Consider the following 19781-nt stretch of genomic DNA (forward strand, 5'->3'; position numbering starts at 1 on the left):
CACGCGGAGGATCCGCGTCGGCCTATCCATTGACGATTCTCCGATGCAAGCGAGTGATCGCATCCAGCGACGACAGCACGGCGCCTTCCTGCCATGCCGGGACATGGGAAGCGTGCTCTCCGGCAAGGACGATCCGTCCGTCGATCTGGCAGAGATTCGCGTAATGCGCTTCTCTCAACGCCTCCGTCCATGCGGCGAAGCAGCCATTTGTGAACGGCGATCGGCTCCAGCTCATCGCGAAACCGTTCTGATACTCGCGCGCGTACTGCGGATGAATCTGGCTGCCCTGGCTCAATGCCACCGCGATCCGTTCCGCAGGAGGCAGCGCACCCATCTCATAGCTGGCGGGCCCCCACATGTAGGCGCCGAGCAGCACCGCAGGACCGGGCGATCCGTAACCTGTTGCCGGATAGCCGATCGTTGAGATCGGCAGGTTCGTATACGTAATGCCGCCGTAGATCTGCTCGTCTTCCTCCCAGAATCGCCGGCCGAATTGCAAGCCGATTTTCACGGATGTCTCGTAGGGCACTGCGTCGATCGCGGCGCGCATGGCCGGGCCGACCGCAATGTCGATCTGACTCAGAATCGAGAGCGGGATGGTGCACACCAGCCAATCCGCGTGCGCGTTCCGTTCGGTTCGGGTGGTCGTATCGGTGTAGCGCACGGTGACGCCTTGCTCGTTCTGCAAGATGGCCGTGACTCTGGCGTTGAACGTTACGGCGCTCGCGACCTGCGAATAAAGCGCGTGGGCAATCCTGTCCATCCCGCCGACGGGCTGAAAAATGCTGCTCTGGAAATCCTGCTCGTTCCCAGACGAGAGCCAATGCCACAAACGCGATGCAAGCAAAGGGTCGCGCGGGAGCAGATTCGACGGCACGGCATTGGGCATCAGGCCGCCGCCATCCGCGGTCGCGAATCCACGGCGTTCACTGCTTCGCAGGCCCGCCTGGTAGCTCCCATCCCGACCGAGTGCACCCCATTGGCGCAGGGATTCGAGTAGCAGATGTGCATCGTTGGCTGACAACGCATCATCGAGTGCGTCCTTGCGGATTGCTTTGGAAAGGAGCTCGGCGATATAGCCTTGATAGTCGGTCTGCACCGCCCGGAATCGTTGCGGCTTGCCGTCGAAGGCCTCCGTCGAATGCAGATAGGCGTTGTAATTGACCTGGATGAACGGCTCGAGCGGCACCTTCAGGCGCTTTGCGTAGTCGAGTACGCCCTGGTGGTGATATGGAATGCGCCACGGCCCTGGGTTCAGATAAAGCCCGTCAGCGAACTCGCAGTTCTGGGTGGCACCGCCGAGTTCGGTATAACGATCACCGCCCCTGACAGTCCAGGCCCGACCACCTGCGCGGTTGTTGTACTCGAGCACCTGCACGTGGTAGCCCGCGTTCCTCAACTCAAAGGCCGCGACGAGGCCGGCCATGCCCGCGCCGAGCACGAGAATTCGCGTTCCTTTGGGTGCGCCATCGAGTCTGATCGGTCCGGCGTAGGTCGAGGGAGCGGCAAACCCCAACGTGCCCATGCCTTGCATCATGGCGGCCGCGCCAAGGTTCTTGCCGATCAGCGTCAGCAGGTGCCGGCGGCTCATCGCATTGGTGGTCATTCTCGACATAAGGACGTGGTGCCCCGACTGGAGAGAAACGATAGCGAATGAAATCAGATGGCGTCCCAAATTGCAAAGGCCAGAGTCATCTGGATTTGTATGTCTGGGGATTGCGTTTGGGCGTGTTGCGGCGGACTAGTTCATTCTATGCGATCGCCCGTGCGACTGCCCGTTACCAGGACGGCAGACTGCGACCTGTCGGTCGGGCTCGCCCGGAAGCGTGAAACGGTAGCCGGCCAAGTACTGACATTTGGAAAATTCGGTCGAACGTCCGCTCACTGACTGACAGGAGTCATCGGGCTTCAACAGCTTGACGCACTTCCGTAACGATGCCTTCATGGACTCTGCGTCACGTCCCGCCCGGAGGTATGAGATAGAAGCCCAAAAACATACTTTCCGTTGATATAAATTAGTACAACGAGTAACGCGAATACGTCTCTATCGGGATGATCGCTTGGGCGGGAACCGGTCGGGCTTCACAAGCACTTATCAAGTGCTCGACAGCTGTTCGCAGCATGAGTCGAAGGTCCTGAGTCAGCAAATAGTCAATCGCGTCGGCCCGCAAGAGCGGCTCCGTGATGCGGTTAACTTCGTGAGTCACGTAGACCGTCTGGCCCGCCAGGCTGTATTCCCGCAGCGCGGCCGCCAGCCCTTCGTTGCCACCCGCGACGTTGTAGATGCCATCGAGCTTGCCGTGCTCGTCCAGAAAGCGCCGGGTTGCCTCATAGGTCGCAGCGCCCGAATCAGCGCCCTTGATGACCTCCACGAGGTTCACGTTCGGGAACCGCTGCCTGATCAGAGAACGGAAACCGATCTCGCGGTCCTCGTGGCAGGTATAGGAAAACGTTGCGACGACCACGGCGACGTCGGGCGATGGGTGCGCCTGCAAATGCCGGCCGATGAGAAACGCCGCGGACTGCCCTGCAGCGCGGTTATTGACACCAACATAGGTGTGACGGGCATCGGCATCGACATCCGTTACCAGCGTCACGACCGACTTGCCAGCGGCCATACATTTGCGCAGGGCTGCGGTTGTGGCCGCCGTGTTCGTGCAGATGATTGCAATACCGTCCGCCTCATCAGCCGCGACGCTCACTTGCGCTGCCACGTCGTTATCGGAAACACCCACGCAGTTCACGACCTCAAGCCGCGCTCCTGCCGCGGCGAAGTCATCTTCGAGTTCGGCCGCGCATCGCATCAGTTCCTCTGTGAAAGCGTCCCCGGCCTGCGCGAGCAACCTGAAGGCGTAATCCCGCTGCGCGACAGGAATCGCCAAATGTGCCGGGGATCCAGCATCCAGTTGCCGCAGCGCGGCGTCGACAGCGCTGCGTGTACGTGGGTGCACTCCCGGTCGGTTGTTCAGCGCGCGATCGATCGTCGCCCGGCTGAGCTGCGTCATCTCCATCAGTTGTTTGAGGGTCGGCTTGCCTTTCATCGTGCATTCCCATGGGTCGAAGCGCGGAACCAGCGCATGGCTGGCATTTTGCCTCAAAAAATGAGTCTTCATGAGACATGACGTGAGTCAATGCTACCCAATCAGGCAGCCAGGCGAATACAGTCGGCAGGGCGGGGACTGTGGAATACCCTAAATGGCTCAATATGAGGCATATTAGTCTTTGACGATGGCTCATAAAGAGCCTTAAATGAGCTCAATTGTGATCAATGCTTCATCTCACATCTCATCGTCAAACCGATTTCTCGTATAGGGTGCGACTCATGTCCGACCAGCAAGACAGCAGGAAAACGATCACCATGGACGACTGGTATAAATGCCGGCTCGACAGAAAGGTGCTCAAGGACGTCACACGACGCAACGACTCCGCCGCGCTGCTTCGTTTTAGCGGATTCATTGGGCTGGTGGTGGCAAGCGGCGCGCTCGCATGGTTCTCGCTCGGTTCGCTCTGGTGCATACCGGCGTTTCTTCTCTACGGCACGCTGTATGCATTCGCCGAGGCGATGGAACACGAACTGCGCCATCGCACGCCATTCAAAAGCGAATGGCTGAACGAGTCGGTGCATTGGCTGATCTGCTTCATGACTTGGCGTGAGCAGATTTATAGCCGCTGGTCGCATGCGCAACATCACACTTACACGCATCTCACCGCAACGCTCCCCGCCGACGTTGAAATTGCGGTCAAGCGGCCACCGAATTACCTGAAGCTCGCCACAGATTTTCTGCGTGTTTCGCACGGCATTCATCACCTGGGCAACATCGTCCTGCATAGCTTCGGCGTCGTATCGAAGAGCGCCAGGGCCGTTGTTCCGCCCACCGAATTTCGTGCAATGTTCCGCAATTCGCGTGTGATTCTGGCGCTGTACATTGCCGTCGCCGCGTGGGCGATCGTGGCCCACAGCTGGTTGCCGGTCATTTTCCTGCTGCTGCCTCGCTCCTATGGCGCCTGGCTGCACGAACTGCTGGCCATTACGCAGCACACGGGATTACGTGAGAACGAACTCGACCACCGCTTCTCGACACGAACGATCAAACTCAATCGCGCTCTGCAGTTCCTCTACTGGAACATGAACTACCACGTCGAGCATCACATGTTCCCCAACGTGCCTTTCCACGCGCTGCCGAAACTGCGCAAAGCGATCGAGGCCGATCTGCCGCCGGCATACGAAGGGCTCTTGAACGCTTGGGGCGAAATCTTCCACGTCTTCCGGATGCAACGACACGATCCGGACTACATGATTACGCCGTGCGTACCGGGCAAGTCGCCGTACGTCGCGGCAGAACACGACACCGCCGCGCCGCTTGCGGCCCAGGCACGCTAACTGGGAACAGATGCAATGAATATCCTGCAATGGCATCAGGTCTGCACGTGCGATGACATCGACGAAGAGGACGTCATCGAGTTTCGTCATGACGACAAGCTGTATGCGATCTATCACACGCTGAGCGGCTTTTACGCAACCGCCGGCCTTTGTACCCACGAGACGGCGCGCCTCACCGAAGGTCTCGTGTTCGGCGAGATCATCGAATGTCCGATGCACATGGGCCGTTTTCACATTCCGTCGGGCGCGGCAAAAGGCGCGCCCGTCTGCGTGAATCTGCTTACTCATCCAGTGAAGATCGAGGACAACAAGGTCTTCATCGGGTTGGCAGGCGATTGACCGCCGCGCCTCGGTTGAGAGGCGCGGCTCCCCCTGGCCCGTATCGTCATACCGGCCAACAGAACGATATATACGGAGACAGCTATGCAATCCACCATAGGGAAGGCGCTTTGTCTGACCGCCACAGTGTTGAGCCTGGGACTATGTACCGGCGCTTTCGCGGACCCCGTCGCTCATTTTGATTTCATCACGCACGCGCCGGATTCGGATGCGTGGTGGAACACGGTCAAGAATGGCATCAGACAGGCCGATCAGGATTTCAACGTACAGACCGACTACCGGAATCCGCCAAACGGGGACATCGCCGACATGGTGCAACTGGTCAACCAGGCGGCCGCGCGCAACTACGATGGCGTGGTGTTGACGATTGCCGACTACGACCTTCTCAAAGGAGCCGTCACGAAGCTGAAGGCGAAGAATATCCCGTTCATTACCTCCAATACCGGTACGGAGCAGCAGAGTGCCGATCTCGGCGCCATCATGCATGTGGGTCAGCCGGAATACCTGGCAGGCAAGGAAGCGGGGCTGCGTGCGAAGGCGGCCGGCATCAAGACGTTTCTGTGTGTGAACCACTATGCGACTAATCCGCTCTCGTTCGAGCGCTGCCGCGGATTCGGAGAAGCCATCGGTGCGGACACGAAGGCATCTTCGCTTGATGTCGGCACCGATCCAACCGGTATCGAAGCCAAAGTGAGTGCCTATTTGCGTGCTCACCCGGATACGCAGGCCGTGTTGACGCTGGGACCGACGTCCGCCGACCCCACCATTCGCGCCGTGACCAAAATGGGGCTCGCCGGCAAGATCTGGTTTGCGACGTTCGACATTGATCCTGACGTTGCCAAGGCGATCAAGGACGGCACCATCAAGTTCTGCACCGATCAGCAACCCTATCTGCAGGGCTACATTCCCATCGCAATGCTGGCGATCATGCACAAGAATCACAACACGAATGTCGTAGCCGCCCGTACGGAGCTCGAAAAGGATCCGAAGTTCATGAAGCGCCTGGAGTCCTATGGACTCAAGCCGGTCTACGAGGCGCGCAATATCAGCTCGGGACCTGGCTTCATTACGCCGCAGAACATTGAGAAGGTGTCGGCGCTGGCTGGCAGCTACCGTTAAGCCCAGTTGCTCGCCGAGGAGGTCCAATGAGTCAACGCCTGCTGGTGTTTCAGTCAGTGTGGGCGATGGAGCGTCGCCATACCGACGGCTACGAACGCACGCTTGAAGAGAGCCTGCGAATGATTGCCGATGCGGGCTTCGATGGCGTGAGTGCGCACTATACCGACCGGGCGTCTGTTCAGCGGCTGGCGCAGTTGCGCGGGCCGCATGGACTGCATGCAGAAGGCCAGTGCTTTCCACGGACGGTGGACGACTTGCAGCCCGTGCTCGAAAATGCCGCCGAGTTTGAGGTTCACCACATTGATCTGCAGCCCGACGTGCGTCCTCGCACAGTCGCAGAATGCGTGACGCTGCTCGATGGGTGGCAGCGGCTGGCGGAACAGGTCAACTTCCCGGTCTACATTGAAACGCACCGCGACCGGATGACCACGGACTTGCATTTCACGCTCGATCTGCTCGACGCGCGGCCCGATCTTAAGTTGCTGGGTGACATTTCGCATTACCTCGTGGGGCGTGAATTTGCGTGGCCCGTGTCCGACGAAAACCACGCGCTGATGCACCGCATCCTCGACAGCTCATGGGCATTTCACGGACGCGTCGCGAGCCGTGAGCAGGTGCAGATCGAGCTGTCGTTCGAACCGCATCGGATGTGGGTCGACCTGTTTCTCGACTGGTGGCGCTATGGCTTTGCATCGTGGCGCCGGCGAGCGGGTCCTGACGACACGCTGGCGTTCACCTGTGAGCTCGGTCCCAAACCGTACGCGATTATCGGGCGCGATGGCAACGACACGACCGACCGGTGGGCAGAGTCACTGCTGCTGCGCGACTGGATACGCGAGGTATGGGAAGAATTGCAGCTCGCTGCAACGCTCACGGGCAGCGCAATCCCCGAATAACAACTGCATCACTAGAGGACGGTAGGATGAAAACCAAGGCAGCAATCGCATGGAAAGCCGGCGCCCCGTTGACGATCGAAGAAGTGGATCTGGAAGGTCCGCGCGCCGGTGAAGTCCTGATTGAAGTGAAAGCGACGGGTATCTGCCACACCGACTACTACACGCTCTCGGGCGCCGATCCGGAAGGCACCTTCCCGGCGATTCTCGGCCACGAAGGCGCGGGCGTGATCGTCGATGTCGGTCCGGGTGTCGGCACGTTGAAGAAGGGCGACCACGTCATTCCGCTGTACACGCCGGAATGCCGTCAGTGCAAATTCTGTCTGTCGCGCAAGACCAATCTTTGCCAGGCGATCCGTTCGACGCAAGGCAAGGGCCTGATGCCCGACGCCACGTCGCGTTTCTCGCTGGATGGCAAGCCGCTGTTTCACTACATGGGCACGTCCACGTTTTCGAACTACATCGTCGTGCCGGAAATCGCGGTGGCGAAGGTGCGTGAAGACGCGCCGTTCGACAAGATCTGCTACATCGGCTGCGGTGTGACGACGGGCGTCGGCGCTGTTGTGTATTCGGCGAAGGTCGAAGCGGGTGCGAACGTCGTGGTGTTTGGTCTCGGCGGCATTGGGTTGAATGTGATCCAGGGCGCGAAGATGGTTGGCGCGGACAAGATCATCGGCGTCGATATCAACCCGGGCCGCATTGAACTGGCGAAGAAGTTCGGCATGACTCACTTCATCAACCCGAACGAAGTCGAGAACGTGGTCGACCATATCGTGCAACTCACCGACGGCGGCGCGGACTACTCATTCGAATGCATCGGCAACACCAAGGTGATGCGTCAGGCGCTGGAGTGCACGCACAAGGGCTGGGGCCAGTCGTTCATCATCGGCGTGGCGGCGGCGGGCGAAGAGATCAGCACGCGTCCGTTCCAGTTGGTGACGGGCCGCGAGTGGAAGGGTTCGGCATTCGGCGGCGCGCGCGGCCGCACGGATGTGCCGAAGATCGTCGACTGGTATATGGAAGGCAAGATCAATATCGACGACCTGATCACACATCGTCTGCCGCTCGAGCGCATCAACGAAGGCTTCGATCTGATGAAGAAGGGTGAATCGATCCGCTCAGTCGTTCTTTACTAGCAGTAGGCGGTCACTCGATCACTTTCGTTCAGGTAAGGACTGTGTCTGACGTTGGCGGAGCAGAACACGCGAAACTCGACTGGTTCGGCCCGGGGTGCCGTATCGACGATACCGCACGCATGGAGGGCATGCTGCAATGCCGCGATCACCTGTCCGTCCGGATCCTGGTCAATCGCGATATCCATGCTGCCCGCCTTGATGAAGTCGCGATGCAGATCGAGCATTTCATGACCGACCCACACCACCTCATTTGCCGCGCCGAACTTGCGCAATGCCGCTTCGATACCCGCCGAGCCGTAGCCGCTGTTGTAGATCGCGCTGAGACCGCCTTGTTCGAGCGCTTTAGCCACGGCGTAATAGCAGCGGTCGTCATCGTCTTGCGTCTCGATCGGCTCGGGTTCACATGTCAGATGGGCAAACGCTTCGTCGATCTGTGCACGGCAGCCGCCAATGCGATCGAGATGCGCCCGGTAGTCCATACGGCCGCACAGCAGCAACACCCGGCCCGGTTGCCTCACCAGCCGACCGATGTAATAGCCGGCGGTGCGGCCCGCGCACACGTTGTCGATGCCGGCGTAGTGAAGTCTTCCGGTATCGGGAATGTCCGTGACCATGGTGACCACCTGTTCCCCGCGCGCGATCGCCGATCTGAGTGCGTCGCGCACCGGCGTCGTATCGTGTGTCGTGATGATGAGCGCCGCGCGTTGACGACGGGACGGGCCGATCGCCTTCGTGATCACGTCGTCGTCGGCGGCCGACAGTACCATGCGATGCACGACAACGCGGCGATCCAGCATCTGCATGGCGCGTTGCAGCGCCTGATTCAGACGGTTGAAGAACGGCGCCTCGCTGTCGGGCAGCAGCACGTCGACATGGATAAGTCCGTGACGGGTCTCAGGCAACAGGCGCGGCACGGCCAACTCCCGAGCGGCCGCCACGACGCGCTTGCGTGCTGCATCCGATACGCTGCCGCGCTCGTTCAGGACACGGTCAACGGTGGACGGACTGACGCCGGCAAGTTGTGCGATCTCGATGAACCGCGCAGAGCGCTTACGCCGAGGGGGGGCTGCGCTATTTGCCACGCTTGTCTCCTTGTGCTGTTCATTATTTTCATCGCCATTTTCCTACGCTAGAAGGTTGACGATAAATCGTCAACCTTTCCGTTGAGCGATGCACGAATAGGGCTTATTTTTGATTCATAGACTCTCTGCATCATGCAGAGAAGGACATAACGGAGACAGACTTGGCAAACATGACCGACCGTGCGCGCAAAGCTTCCTCGTCCGCACGACACGAGGAGTATCGGCTTGTCGGCGGAGCGGGTGAGCGCGCGCAGGCTGCCGGTCTAGTCAATGCGGAGTGGTACAAATGTTCGGTACCCCGCCCGGTGATGAAGCAGTTGATGCAGCGCAGTGATGCCCGTGCGATTCGCGACACGCTCATCTGGTACGCCGCCATAATCGCCAGCGGCGTGCTTGCCGGGTTCGCGTGGCACGTTCACTCGCTGTGGGCGATTCCAGCCTTTTTTCTCTATGGCACGCTCTACTGCAGCCCGGCCGATTCGCGTTGGCATGAAGCCGGGCATGGAACGGCATTCAAGACGCGGTGGATGAATAACGTGCTGTATCAGGCGGCGTCGTTTCAGGTGTTCCGTCGTGCGACGGTATGGCGTTGGAGTCACGCCCGTCATCACACGGACACCCTCGTGGTCGGACGTGATCCCGAGATCGCAGCGCCCCGGCCAACCGATTGGCTGGGCCTGGCACTGAGTATCTTCGCGCTAAAACACGTCTGGAATGAACTGCCAAAGATGATTGCCGCGGCGTTTGGCCGGATTAATGAGGAAGACCGGACTTTCGTGCCGGCGTCGGAATGGCCGAAAGTGTTCCGCGAGGCCCGAATCTCTCTGGCCATTTACGTCGTAGTGATTGGTGCAAGTGTCTATTTCCGCACAATCCTGCCGCTCCTCTATATCGGACTTCCGAGCCTGTACGGGGGCTGGCTCTACCTGTACTTTGGTCTTACCCAGCATGCGGGGATGCCGGAAAATGTGCTGGACCACCGTCAGAACTGCCGCACCGTTTTGATGAATCCGGTTTTCCGGTTCCTGTACTGGAACATGAATTACCACGCCGAGCATCACATGTTCCCGATGGTTCCGTTCCATGCATTACCGCAGCTACACGATACGGTAAAGAGTGATATGCCGCCGCCATATCGCAGCAGTCTTGCCGCCTACGCTGAGATCATTCCGGCACTCGTACGACAGACCCGCGATCCGTCGTATCACATCGTGCGTCCGGTTCCAGCCGTCAAGCGGGCCTGAGAGAAATCAATACAAAACCTGGAGACAACCGCCATGTCACAATGGGTCGAAGCTGCCGCGCTGGGCGATATCGAAGACGAAGACGTGATGCGTTTCGATCACGCGGGACATACCTACGCAATTTATCGCGTCAACGATAACGTCTATGCGAGCGACGGATTGTGCACGCATGAACATGTGCACCTGAGCGATGGGCTCGTGATGGACCATGTGATCGAATGTCCGAAGCACAATGGCCGCTTTGACATCCGCGATGGCCGCCCGCTTTGCGCACCCGTGTGCGAAAAGCTCAAGACCTACCCGGCGAAGATCGAAGCCGGCCGCATCCTGATCGAGGTCTGACGCGATGACAACCGATCGTGTCATGGCAATCGTCGGCGCGGGTCACGTCGGTGGCCGCGCTGCCCAGGCGCTGCGAGAATCCGGCTGGCGGGGTGTCATCGCGCTAATCGGCGCCGAGTCACACTTGCCGTACGAGCGGCCGCCCCTCTCGAAGGGATTGCTGACGGGCGAGCGGGAAGCGGCGCAATGTCAGCTCCGAACACGCGACGCATGGCAGCAGGACAACGTCGAACACATCGTCGCCACGGTCAAAGCAATCGCGCCAGATACCCGCGAAATTCAGCTTGCAGATGGCAGGATCATTCCCTACGAGGCGTTGCTGCTTGCCACCGGAGGTCACGTCCGGCGTCTCGCGATTCCGGGTGCCGAACTCGACGGGGTATCGACCCTGCGCACACTCAACGACGCGGCGGCGATCGCACCAAGGCTGGTGCCTGATGCTCGCGTAGTGATAATTGGCGGCGGATTTATCGGCCTCGAAGTCGCGGCTTCGGCACGTCAGCGTGGCTGCCATGTTTGCGTGCTCGAAGGCGCACCGCGTTTGCTTGGGCGTGCAGTGCCTGTAACCATTGCCGCACGGGTGCACGCATTGCATGAGAGCAGGGGCGTCGAGGTTCGCGTCAACACGGCACCGACGGCGATCGAACGTACTCCGGAAGGAGCGTTGGCTGTTACGCTCGCAAATGACGACGTGTTGATAGCAGACACAGTCATCATCGGCATCGGGATTGATCCGGCGGACGAGTTGGCGCGAGAGGCCGGACTTAAGGTGCAACGTGGTGTAGTCGTCAATGCTGAGCTCGAGACGTCGGCGCCTGGGATCTACGCGGCGGGTGACGTCGCCATCTTTCCTAGCCGCCTCTCAGGTCAACTGATCCGGCAAGAAACATGGCACAACGCGGAGACGCAAGCGCGTATTGCAGCTCGCAACATGTTGGGCGCCCAGGAAAAGTATCAGAACCTTCCGTGGTTCTGGTCCGACCAATACGATCATCAACTACAGGTGGCTGGCGAGCCGGTGCTTGGAGAGCAATGCGTGACCAGGGCACTTCCCGGTGCGGCGGAGATTCACTTCAATCTGGATGCTAACGGTCGGCTCGTTGGAGCGAGTGGTTTCGGGCCCGTAAGCGGTTTTGTGAAAGAGATGAAACTCGCACGCATGCTGGTCGATCGAGGCGCAACACCGGCACCCGAAACGCTCTCCGATTTGAACTTCAAGTTGAAGTCACTTCTGTAAAGGAATGAGAGTACGCACCGATTCGTTTTGTGGCGCTTCGCCAACGGACACTTGTCTGCCACTTCCCGACCACCGGAGGCGTTCGGTAATCGGGCTCGCCCTCGCATTCGCACACCGTCTCGCGCCCCTGTGAGCTGACTGCGTATCGGCCGAACCCCGGCTTGCCTTTACCTCCCGGATACGCGACATTTCTGGAACCACCTCGCTGACAGTAGCGAAGCAGAACACCCTGATCCAGGACGGCTCGTCACTTCTGCACCCAGGAACAATGCGCATCCCTCCACTTAAAGCCATCGTCGCGTTCGAGAGTGTCGCCCGGACAAAGAGCGTCAATCGGGCGGCTGACGAATTAGGGTTAACGCCATCGGCGGTCAGCCACCAAATTGCCAACCTCGAATCCATGGTGGGAAGACCCTTGTTCACAAGAGTGGGACGGGGACTCGTGTTGACGCCAACGGGGCAGCAATATCTGGCGGATGTCACCGGATCACTCGCCGACCTGAGCCGGGCGACGGAGCGAGCATCGAGCAAGTCGGGCGTTGAGATTCTTCGCATTCACTCGAGTCCCAGCTTTGGGTTGATGTGGCTGCTGCCGAGGCTGGCTTTGTTCCAGGAAGCGAACGGTGACATTCAGTTGAATCTCGCGTGCTCGTACGAGGATGTGTCGTTCACCTCCGGCTTCTATGACGTCGACATACGGCATGGCTACGCCCATTGGACCGATGGCGAGATCAAAACGCTACGCAACGAGTTCATCGCGCCTCTTGCTTCGGAGGAATACCTGCAAAGACACCCGGTGCGTACCCCCGAGGATCTGCTCGAGCGGCGCCTGATCTTCTCCGAAACGCCTCTCGTGCAGTGGAAGCAATGGTTCGGCAAGTTCGGCGTCGCCGTGTCGCGCAAGGCATACGATTTCGCGTTCGACCGCTCGTACATGTCGCTCGAGGCGGCGGCATTGGGACACGGCATCGCGCTCGAAAGCACAATGCTCGCATCGGTCCATCTAAAACGAGGTTCGCTCGTACCGGTCTTCGATCGCACGTATGCGGTGGAGGTCGGAGCTCATCACCTCGTTTACCCTTCCCAGAACGCGGACTTGCCGCGCGTGGCCAAGTTTTTGGCCTGGGTCGAACAAGAGATCAGCCGCGACACCTGAAAATTCTTCAGCAATAGTTGAGCCGAACTGCATTGATCGAGAGGGTTGAAGCGCTGAAACTGCGTCTACCAACTAACGTGATCGATGGAGACAAACATGTTGCTCGACAGCAAAGTGGTAATCGTAACCGGCGCAGCCTCGCCGCGTGGCATTGGCAAGGCAACCGCAAAAGCGCTTGCTGCGCAAGGCGCGCGAGTGGTGATTCTGGACCTTCGCAAGGAAGACGCAGAGAGTGCCGCGCGTGACCTCGGCGAAGAACATCTCGGCCTCGCCTGCGATGTGACCGACAAGGCCGCATGCATGGCTGCCGCCAAAGCGGTCATCGAGAAGTACGGTCGTGTCGACGGATTGATCAACAACGCGGGTATCACCCAGCCGTTGAAGACGATGGACATCGGAGCCGACAACTTCGATGCGGTCATCGACGTGAACCTACGCGGTACGCTCTACATGTCGCAGGCGGTCATTCCGCAAATGAGAGAGCAAAAGAGCGGCAGCATCGTCTGCATGTCATCCGTTTCCGCGCAACGCGGCGGCGGCATCTTCGGCGGTCCTCACTACAGCGCTGCAAAAGCGGGCGTACTCGGTCTCGCTCGTGCGATGGCGCGTGAACTCGGGGCGGACAACATCCGCGTCAACTCGATCACACCGGGCCTGATCCAGACCGATATTACCGGCGACAAGCTCACGACGGAAATGCGCGCCGACATCATCAAGGGCATCCCGCTCGGTCGACTCGGCGATGCGGCCGACGTCGCGAACGCCTGTCTGTTCCTCTCGAGCGACCTGTCGGCCTATCTCACCGGCATCACGCTCGACGTCAACGGCGGCATGTTGATCCACTAAGTACGACATCCGTCGCGATTGCGGCGGATGGGTCAATGCACCCGGCGGTAAAACCCGGGGCGATATGGTAGGAGACAACCATGAAAACGAAGGCCACTGCGCCGTCAATGACGGGCGATGTGACATCGCTCGCCGATCCGGCGAGCTTCGAATCAAAAACGTATGCGAAGGTGGGACGGCGCTTGATACCGTTCCTGATGCTGTGCTATCTGGGCGCTTATCTCGATCGGGTCAATGTGGGCTTCGCAAAACTACAGATGCTCAACGACCTGCGATTCAGCGAAACCGTGTATGGCTTCGGCGCCGGCATTTTCTTCCTCGGTTATTTTCTCTTCGAGGTACCGAGTAATCTCATGTTGCACAAAGTGGGCGCACGAAACTGGCTCGCTCGCATCATGCTGACGTGGGCGGTGATCTCAGCCTGCTTCGTCTTCGTCAAGTCGCCCACCACCTTCTATGTTCTCCGCTTTCTATTGGGCGTGGCCGAGGCAGGGTTCGCGCCGGGCGTCATCCTGTATCTGACTTACTGGTTTCCTTCTGCGCGGCGCGCCAAGGCGCTCTCTCTCTTCTTCATGGCGATTCCACTTGCCGGCATTGTCGGTGGGCCGCTGTCCGGTTACATCCTGCATGCGTTCCAGGGCGTACACGGTCTCGCTGGCTGGAAGTGGCTGTTCATCCTCGAAGCGCTGCCGTCGCTGCTCCTTGGCGTCGCCATCCTGCTCTACCTCGACAACGGTATCGCTGCCGCCAAATGGCTCACTGATCCGGAGAAGGCGCTCCTCGCTCGCAACGTGGCGAACGACAACGCCCACAAGATCGCCCATGTGTCGATCAGGTCTTTCATCGGCGATCGTCGTCTGTGGTTGATGGCTGCCATCTACTTCTGTGTCGTGCTCGGTCAGTATGGGCTGACGTTCTGGCTGCCGACGATCATCCGCAAATCCGGCGTGGCCGACCCGCTGTGGGTGGGCATCTTTACGGCCGTACCGTACCTGTGCGCCATCATTGCGCTGCCGCTGGTGGGCGCAAGCGCTGACCGCCACCGCGAGCGTCGTCTGCATCTTGCGATCCCAATGCTCGTCTCGGCGGCAGGCTTTGCAACGCTGCCGATGCTGGGCGGAGTCGGCGCGTCGCTGGTGTGTGTCAGCGTGGCTGCCGCCGGCATCCTCGCCTCGTCGTCGCAGTTCTGGTCACTGCCGACAGCGCTTCTCGGCGGCATGTCCGCTGCAGCGGGTATCGCCGCGGTGAACTGTTTCGCCAATCTCGCAGGCTTCTTCTCGCCGGCCATCGTGGGCTGGTTGAACGACCTGACCGGTAAATCGACGGCTGGGCTCATCTTTATCTCTGTGGCGATCGTCATCGGTGCCGCGCTTGTGTTCCTCGTGCCAGCCAAATCGGTCAATCGCTGACACCGTTTGCCGCAAAGACTCATTTTTTAATCAAGGAGACATCATGAACAGTCCGTCATCAGATGCAGTGACGCTCGCCGAGCGCGCCTATCGGATTCGCAGAAACGCCTTGCTGATGGGCGAAGTACAGGGCCAGGGCTATATCGGCCAGGCACTTGATATCGCCGATGTACTCGCGGTTGCCTACTTCGGTGCGATGCGCTACCAACCCGACAACCCCGACTGGGAAGGCCGCGACCGCTTCCTGCTGTCCAACGGCCACTATGCGATCGCGCTTTACGCCGCGCTGTTCGAAGCCGGCTTCCTGCCACCGGAAGAACTCGAAACCTACGGCAGCGACGACAGCCGGCTGCCGATGTCCGGCATGGAGATGTCCGGTGGCTCGCTCGGCCACGGTCTCACGATCGCGGTGGGCCGCTGCCTGGGACTGAAGCGCAAGGGCTCAAACGCCTTCGTCTACACGCTCTTCTCCGACGGTGAACTCGATGAAGGCGCGATCTGGGAGGGCCTGATGTCGGCCGCTCACTGGAAGCTGGACAACCTGATCGCCATGGTGGATGTCAACAACCAGCAAGCAGATGGTCCCTCCTCGAAGATCATGGCGTTCGAGCCGCTCGTCGAGAAGCTCGAAGCATTTGGCTGGTTCACGCAGCGCGTGGACGGCAATGACATCGACGCAGTGAAGGCGGCCTTCGATGCTGCACGCGACCATCCGAAAGAGCAGCCCCGGATTATCGTTTGTGATACCCGCATGGGCTGCGGCGTGCCGTTTCTCGAAGAACGGGAAAAGAACCATTTCATCCGCGTCGATGCCCATGAGTGGCAACTGGCGCTCGCAGCACTCGAAGCAGGGAGACAAGCATGAGCGACACCACTCTTACCCAGAAGCCGCGCCTGAAGACCTCGGCGATGATCGCTTCTATTGCCGGCGAAGGACAAGTCACGCGTTCCGCGCCGTTCGGCCATGCATTGGCCCAACTGGCCCGGGAGAAGACGAACGTGATCGGCATGACCGCCGACCTCGGCAAGTACACCGACCTGCATATCTTCGGAAAGGAATTCCCTGAGCGCTACTATCAGATGGGCATGGCCGAGCAGTTGTTGATGGGCGCGGCCGCCGGTATGGCGCATGAAGGGGCCCAGCCGTTCGTCACGACGTACGCCGTATTCGCAACCCGTCGCGCGTATGACTTCATGCACCAGGCCATCGCCGAAGACAACCTCGACGTGAAGATCATCTGCGCGCTGCCGGGGCTAACGACCGGCTACGGTCCGAGCCATCAGGCAGCCGAGGATCTTGCGCTCATGCGCGCAATGCCGAACATGACGGTCATTGATCCGTGCGACGCGCTCGATACCGAGCAGATGGTGTCCGCGATCGCCGCGCATAACGGCCCGGTGTATGCGCGCCTTCTGCGTGGCAACGTTCCGGCCGTGCTCGATGAATACGACTATCAGTTCGAACTGGGCAAGGCGAAGCTGCTTCGCGACGGCGCCGAGGTGCTGATCATCTCGTCGGGCATCATGACCATGCGCTCGCTGGAGGTGGCGAAGTTGCTGGAAGCGGACAACGTGGGAGTTGGCGTACTGCACGTGCCGACCATCAAGCCGCTCGATACTGAGACGATTTTGCGCGAAGCGCGGCGCACGGGTCGCATGGTGGTGGTCGCCGAGAATCATTCGGTGATCGGCGGCCTCGGCGAAGCGGTCGCGACCACGCTGCTCACGGCCGGTGTCACGCCGATGTATCGTCAAATCGCACTGCCCGATGAGTTTCTCGGTGCGGGCGCGCTACCGACCTTGCACGATCGCTATGGCATTTCGACCAACGTCATGGCAGATACGATCAAGGGCTGGCTTGGATGAGCCCACGGGGGTCATCCAGACGCTGCTGCACGACAGACATCGCTCCGTCTGAGTGTGATACGAGTTGTGCGCTAGTTTGGGGAGACGGTGCGTCAGTTCCAACGACGCACCGTTACTGACAAAGCAGAACGCTGATATTTTTTAAGCGAAGCGTGTCCGGCTGAAGAAGATAGCCGAGCGACCGCTTGCCGCTTGTCTTCGGCCGCTCGGAATGAGCGAGTGACTGCCAGCAAGGGGGGCGACCTGAGCCGATCGTCATCCAGTTCAGTGCGGCCATGAACCCCGGGCGCGAAACTTCCCGCGCCCGGGTACGTGACGGGAGTATGAGGTTTAGCTCCCTTGCAGCCGAATATCACGCGACGACGCCCCGACGTACACCGTCCCGCCAGGCACATACCGCCAGCCATTGCGCGACGTATCCCACACGCTTTGCATGCGCGGTGTGACCGTGATACGGACGTGGCGTGCATCGCCGGGGTTCAGGCCGATCTTCTCCCAGCCGACCAGACGCCGCGGCGGCTCGTCGCGGTAGGGCACACCGAGATACACCTGCGGCACTTCCGCGCCCGCCATGCGGCCATCGTTGCGCACGGTGAACGACACGTCGATCGCGCCGTCAGGGCGATGCTTCACCGAAAGCCCCGAGTACGAGAAATGCGTGTACGACAGCCCATATCCGAACTCGAACATCGGGGTGATGTTTTTCGCGTCGTACCAGCGGTAGCCCATGTTCAGCTTCTCTGCGTAGACAGGGTCCGGCTCGAACGCGCCGCTTTGCCCCCACGTCGGCGTATCCTGATCGCGCACAGGGAAGGTGACGGGCAACTTGCCGGAAGGATTGACCTTGCCGAACAGCACGTTCGCGATCGCATTGCCGCCGCCTTCACCCGGATACCAGGCTTCCACGATTGCCGCCACGCGATCCTTCCACGGCATCAGCACCGGGTTGCCGCTTTCCACAACAACGATCGTGCGGGGATTGGCGTGCGCGACCGCGTCGACGAGCGCATCCTGGTTCGACGGATTCGCAAGGCTCAGACTTTGCAAATCGCCGAAGTCTTCACCCGCCGGCTGCGCGACGACGACAATTGCGACATCCGAGCGAGCCGCGAGCGCCGCCGCCTGGTCGATCTCCTGTTGCGTGTATGCGCGAAACGGCGTTTGCTGATCGCTGTTGCCCGCAAAGCTCACCTGTGCCGACGGTGCGAGCGCGCGAATCGCGGCAACAATGGGTGTGTTCAGCTTCAGCCACGGATTGGTCCACCAACTGCATCCAGTCGATGTGCCGAACGTCAAGCCGCCGCAACCCGCGAATGCCCCTGTGACCGGGTCACGCGTATTGCCTGACCCGCCGCCCGTCAGCACGGCTGCATCCGCGTGTCCGCCAATCACTGCAATCCGTGAGAGCGAGGCTCCGGAGAGCGGCAACTGGTTGCTGTCGTTCTTGAGCAAGACCATCGACTGCTCGGAGACCGCCTGTGCGAATGCGTTCGCGCCAGCGAAGTTGATCGTGGCGCCCCCCTTCGCAGGATCATCCATCACACCGACGCGAATCATCACGTACAGCTTGCGACGAACCATGTCGTCGAGACGCGCGGTCGATACCGACCCGTTCGCGATCGCCTGCCGAACTGCCGTAGGTGTCAGATAGACCGTGCTGCCGACGTCCTCTTCCTCGTCGAGGCCCGCGTTGATCGCGTTTGCTGTGCTATGCGTCGCCCCCCAATCCGACTGGACCTGTCCTTCAAAGCGCCAATCGTTCTTTAGCACGTCGTTCAGCAGATGCGCGTTCTCACACGCATAGTCGCCATTGAGCCGGTTATAGCTGCACATCACGCTGCCTGGCTGCGCGCGCTTTGCGGCAATTTCAAACGGCAATAGATAGAGCTCGCGCAGCGTGCGCTCGTCGATCTGGCTGTTACCGCCCCCGCGGTTATGTTCCTGCTCGTTGCCGGCGTAGTGCTTGATCGTGGCGATGACCTTCTCACTCTGCGTGCCGTCCGTGCGCTCGGCGAGCATCTCGCCGGCGAGCACTGGATCTTCGCCGAGGTACTCAAACAGCCGGCCACCGCGCGGCTCGCGCGCGAGATTCGTGCCGCCGCCAAGTCCCATTCCGAAGCCCTGTGCACGCAGTTCTATCGCAACCTGTCGGCCGAAATTGGAAGACAGGCGGCGATCCCAGCTTGCTGCAAGCGCGATCGTTGCCGGGAAGGTCGTGCTGGCCTGCGACGTGCTGCCGGAGCCCGTCGCGGAGTCGACCATGTTCAGATCAGGAATGCCGAGACGCGGTACCCCTTGAATGTAGCCTGCACCACCTCCCGGCACGGCAGACATTGCGTATTCCGAATGAATAAATTGCAGCTTTTCGTCGAGCGTCATCTTGCTGACGAGGGTGTCGGCGCGCCGATGCGCGGCGGCCGATCCGAACGCGTTCATCGCAGCTGAAGTGGGCGCGAAATCAAGTGAAAAGTCGGGTACATCCGCACGGGCAGCGACGCACACGGCCGCCGCTAACGCGACTGCTGGCCATAGTTTCTTCTGCATAGTTGTCTCTCCGAGATTCTGCTTTTGTTGGAATGCGGAAGCGGAGCGAGTCCGACAGGTTCACAGCGGACACGAAGGCTGGCGACGCAGGATGGCTGCGCAAACGTTTGCCTGCCCGAGCGGAATCGGGACCATCGGATTGACTGTAGCGACTCTCCGTGCAACGTAATGTAAGAATGTAGTCTGA

General features: G+C 60.1%; 17 protein-coding genes. 13 read left to right on the top strand and 4 right to left on the bottom strand.

Annotation, left to right across the window (positions count from 1 at the left end):
• Window positions 1-22: 22 nt before the first annotated feature.
• Entirely contained in the window at window positions 23-1615 is a 1593-nt protein-coding gene (locus M0D66_RS03360; RefSeq protein WP_266208992.1) for a flavin monoamine oxidase family protein, read from the bottom strand.
• Window positions 1616-2015: 400 nt separating this feature from the next.
• Entirely contained in the window at window positions 2016-3113 is a 1098-nt protein-coding gene (locus tag M0D66_RS03365; protein ID WP_266208993.1) for a LacI family DNA-binding transcriptional regulator, read from the bottom strand.
• A 209-nt stretch (window positions 3114-3322) separates the two neighbouring features.
• Between M0D66_RS03365 and M0D66_RS03370 the strand changes: the two genes are divergently transcribed.
• The 5 genes from M0D66_RS03370 to M0D66_RS03390 all read left to right on the top strand — a co-directional run bounded on the left by M0D66_RS03370 (window position 3323) and on the right by M0D66_RS03390 (window position 7868).
• Entirely contained in the window at window positions 3323-4381 is a 1059-nt protein-coding gene (locus tag M0D66_RS03370) for a fatty acid desaturase (protein ID WP_266208994.1), read from the top strand.
• A gap of 15 nt (window positions 4382-4396) precedes the next feature.
• On the top strand, window positions 4397-4720 hold the full coding sequence (locus tag M0D66_RS03375) for a non-heme iron oxygenase ferredoxin subunit (RefSeq protein WP_266208995.1): 324 nt from the start codon (window positions 4397-4399) through the stop codon (window positions 4718-4720).
• Between the two features lie 84 nt (window positions 4721-4804).
• A complete protein-coding gene (locus tag M0D66_RS03380; protein ID WP_211699984.1) occupies window positions 4805-5839 on the top strand; it encodes a sugar ABC transporter substrate-binding protein in 1035 nt (344 codons plus the stop codon).
• Window positions 5840-5865: 26 nt separating this feature from the next.
• Window positions 5866-6735 (top strand): sugar phosphate isomerase/epimerase, encoded by an 870-nt coding sequence (locus M0D66_RS03385; protein ID WP_266208996.1) that lies wholly within the window; start codon window positions 5866-5868, stop codon window positions 6733-6735.
• A 26-nt stretch (window positions 6736-6761) separates the two neighbouring features.
• Window positions 6762-7868: an S-(hydroxymethyl)glutathione dehydrogenase/class III alcohol dehydrogenase gene (locus tag M0D66_RS03390; protein WP_266208997.1), complete on the top strand. Its 1107-nt coding sequence runs from the start codon at window positions 6762-6764 to the stop codon at window positions 7866-7868.
• On the opposite strand, the gene M0D66_RS03395 is transcribed toward M0D66_RS03390, so the two are convergent.
• Window positions 7865-8950: a LacI family DNA-binding transcriptional regulator gene (locus tag M0D66_RS03395; RefSeq protein ID WP_266208998.1), complete on the bottom strand. Its 1086-nt coding sequence runs from the start codon at window positions 8948-8950 to the stop codon at window positions 7865-7867. The two genes, M0D66_RS03390 and M0D66_RS03395, sit on opposite strands and share 4 nt — an antisense overlap.
• Before the next feature lie 161 nt (window positions 8951-9111).
• Here M0D66_RS03395 and M0D66_RS03400 point away from each other — a divergent pair, with 161 nt between their 5' ends.
• The 8 genes from M0D66_RS03400 (at window position 9112) to M0D66_RS03435 (ending at window position 17050) form a co-directional block, all read left to right on the top strand.
• Window positions 9112-10194: a fatty acid desaturase family protein gene (locus tag M0D66_RS03400; RefSeq protein WP_244869832.1), complete on the top strand. Its 1083-nt coding sequence runs from the start codon at window positions 9112-9114 to the stop codon at window positions 10192-10194.
• Window positions 10195-10227: 33 nt separating this feature from the next.
• Window positions 10228-10536 carry a non-heme iron oxygenase ferredoxin subunit gene (locus M0D66_RS03405; RefSeq protein ID WP_211699980.1) on the top strand — a complete coding sequence of 103 codons (309 nt, stop codon included), beginning with the start codon at window positions 10228-10230 and terminating at the stop codon, window positions 10534-10536.
• A gap of 4 nt (window positions 10537-10540) precedes the next feature.
• Window positions 10541-11773: an NAD(P)/FAD-dependent oxidoreductase gene (locus tag M0D66_RS03410; protein ID WP_266209001.1), complete on the top strand. Its 1233-nt coding sequence runs from the start codon at window positions 10541-10543 to the stop codon at window positions 11771-11773.
• Between the two features lie 268 nt (window positions 11774-12041).
• The gene (locus M0D66_RS03415) at window positions 12042-12929 is read left to right on the top strand and encodes a LysR substrate-binding domain-containing protein (protein ID WP_266209002.1); all 888 of its coding nucleotides are present in this window, start codon (window positions 12042-12044) and stop codon (window positions 12927-12929) included.
• Between the two features lie 96 nt (window positions 12930-13025).
• Window positions 13026-13775 carry an SDR family NAD(P)-dependent oxidoreductase gene (locus tag M0D66_RS03420; protein ID WP_266209003.1) on the top strand — a complete coding sequence of 250 codons (750 nt, stop codon included), beginning with the start codon at window positions 13026-13028 and terminating at the stop codon, window positions 13773-13775.
• 80 nt (window positions 13776-13855) lie between these two features.
• Complete coding sequence (locus M0D66_RS03425) at window positions 13856-15184, top strand: MFS transporter (RefSeq protein ID WP_211699976.1); 1329 nt, start codon at window positions 13856-13858, stop codon at window positions 15182-15184.
• A gap of 43 nt (window positions 15185-15227) precedes the next feature.
• On the top strand, window positions 15228-16049 hold the full coding sequence (locus M0D66_RS03430) for a transketolase (RefSeq protein WP_266209004.1): 822 nt from the start codon (window positions 15228-15230) through the stop codon (window positions 16047-16049).
• Window positions 16046-17050, top strand: coding sequence for a transketolase family protein (locus M0D66_RS03435; protein WP_211699974.1), 1005 nt, complete (start codon window positions 16046-16048; stop codon window positions 17048-17050). The genes M0D66_RS03430 and M0D66_RS03435 overlap by 4 nt, the downstream gene beginning before the upstream one ends.
• 330 nt (window positions 17051-17380) lie before the next feature.
• Here M0D66_RS03435 and M0D66_RS03440 read toward each other — a convergent pair whose 3' ends face one another.
• Entirely contained in the window at window positions 17381-19594 is a 2214-nt protein-coding gene (locus M0D66_RS03440; RefSeq protein ID WP_266209005.1) for a beta-glucosidase, read from the bottom strand.
• Window positions 19595-19781 lie beyond the last annotated feature (187 nt).

The organism is Paraburkholderia sp. SECH2, assembly GCF_030464795.1.
In the GTDB taxonomy this organism is placed as follows: domain Bacteria; phylum Pseudomonadota; class Gammaproteobacteria; order Burkholderiales; family Burkholderiaceae; genus Paraburkholderia; species Paraburkholderia aspalathi.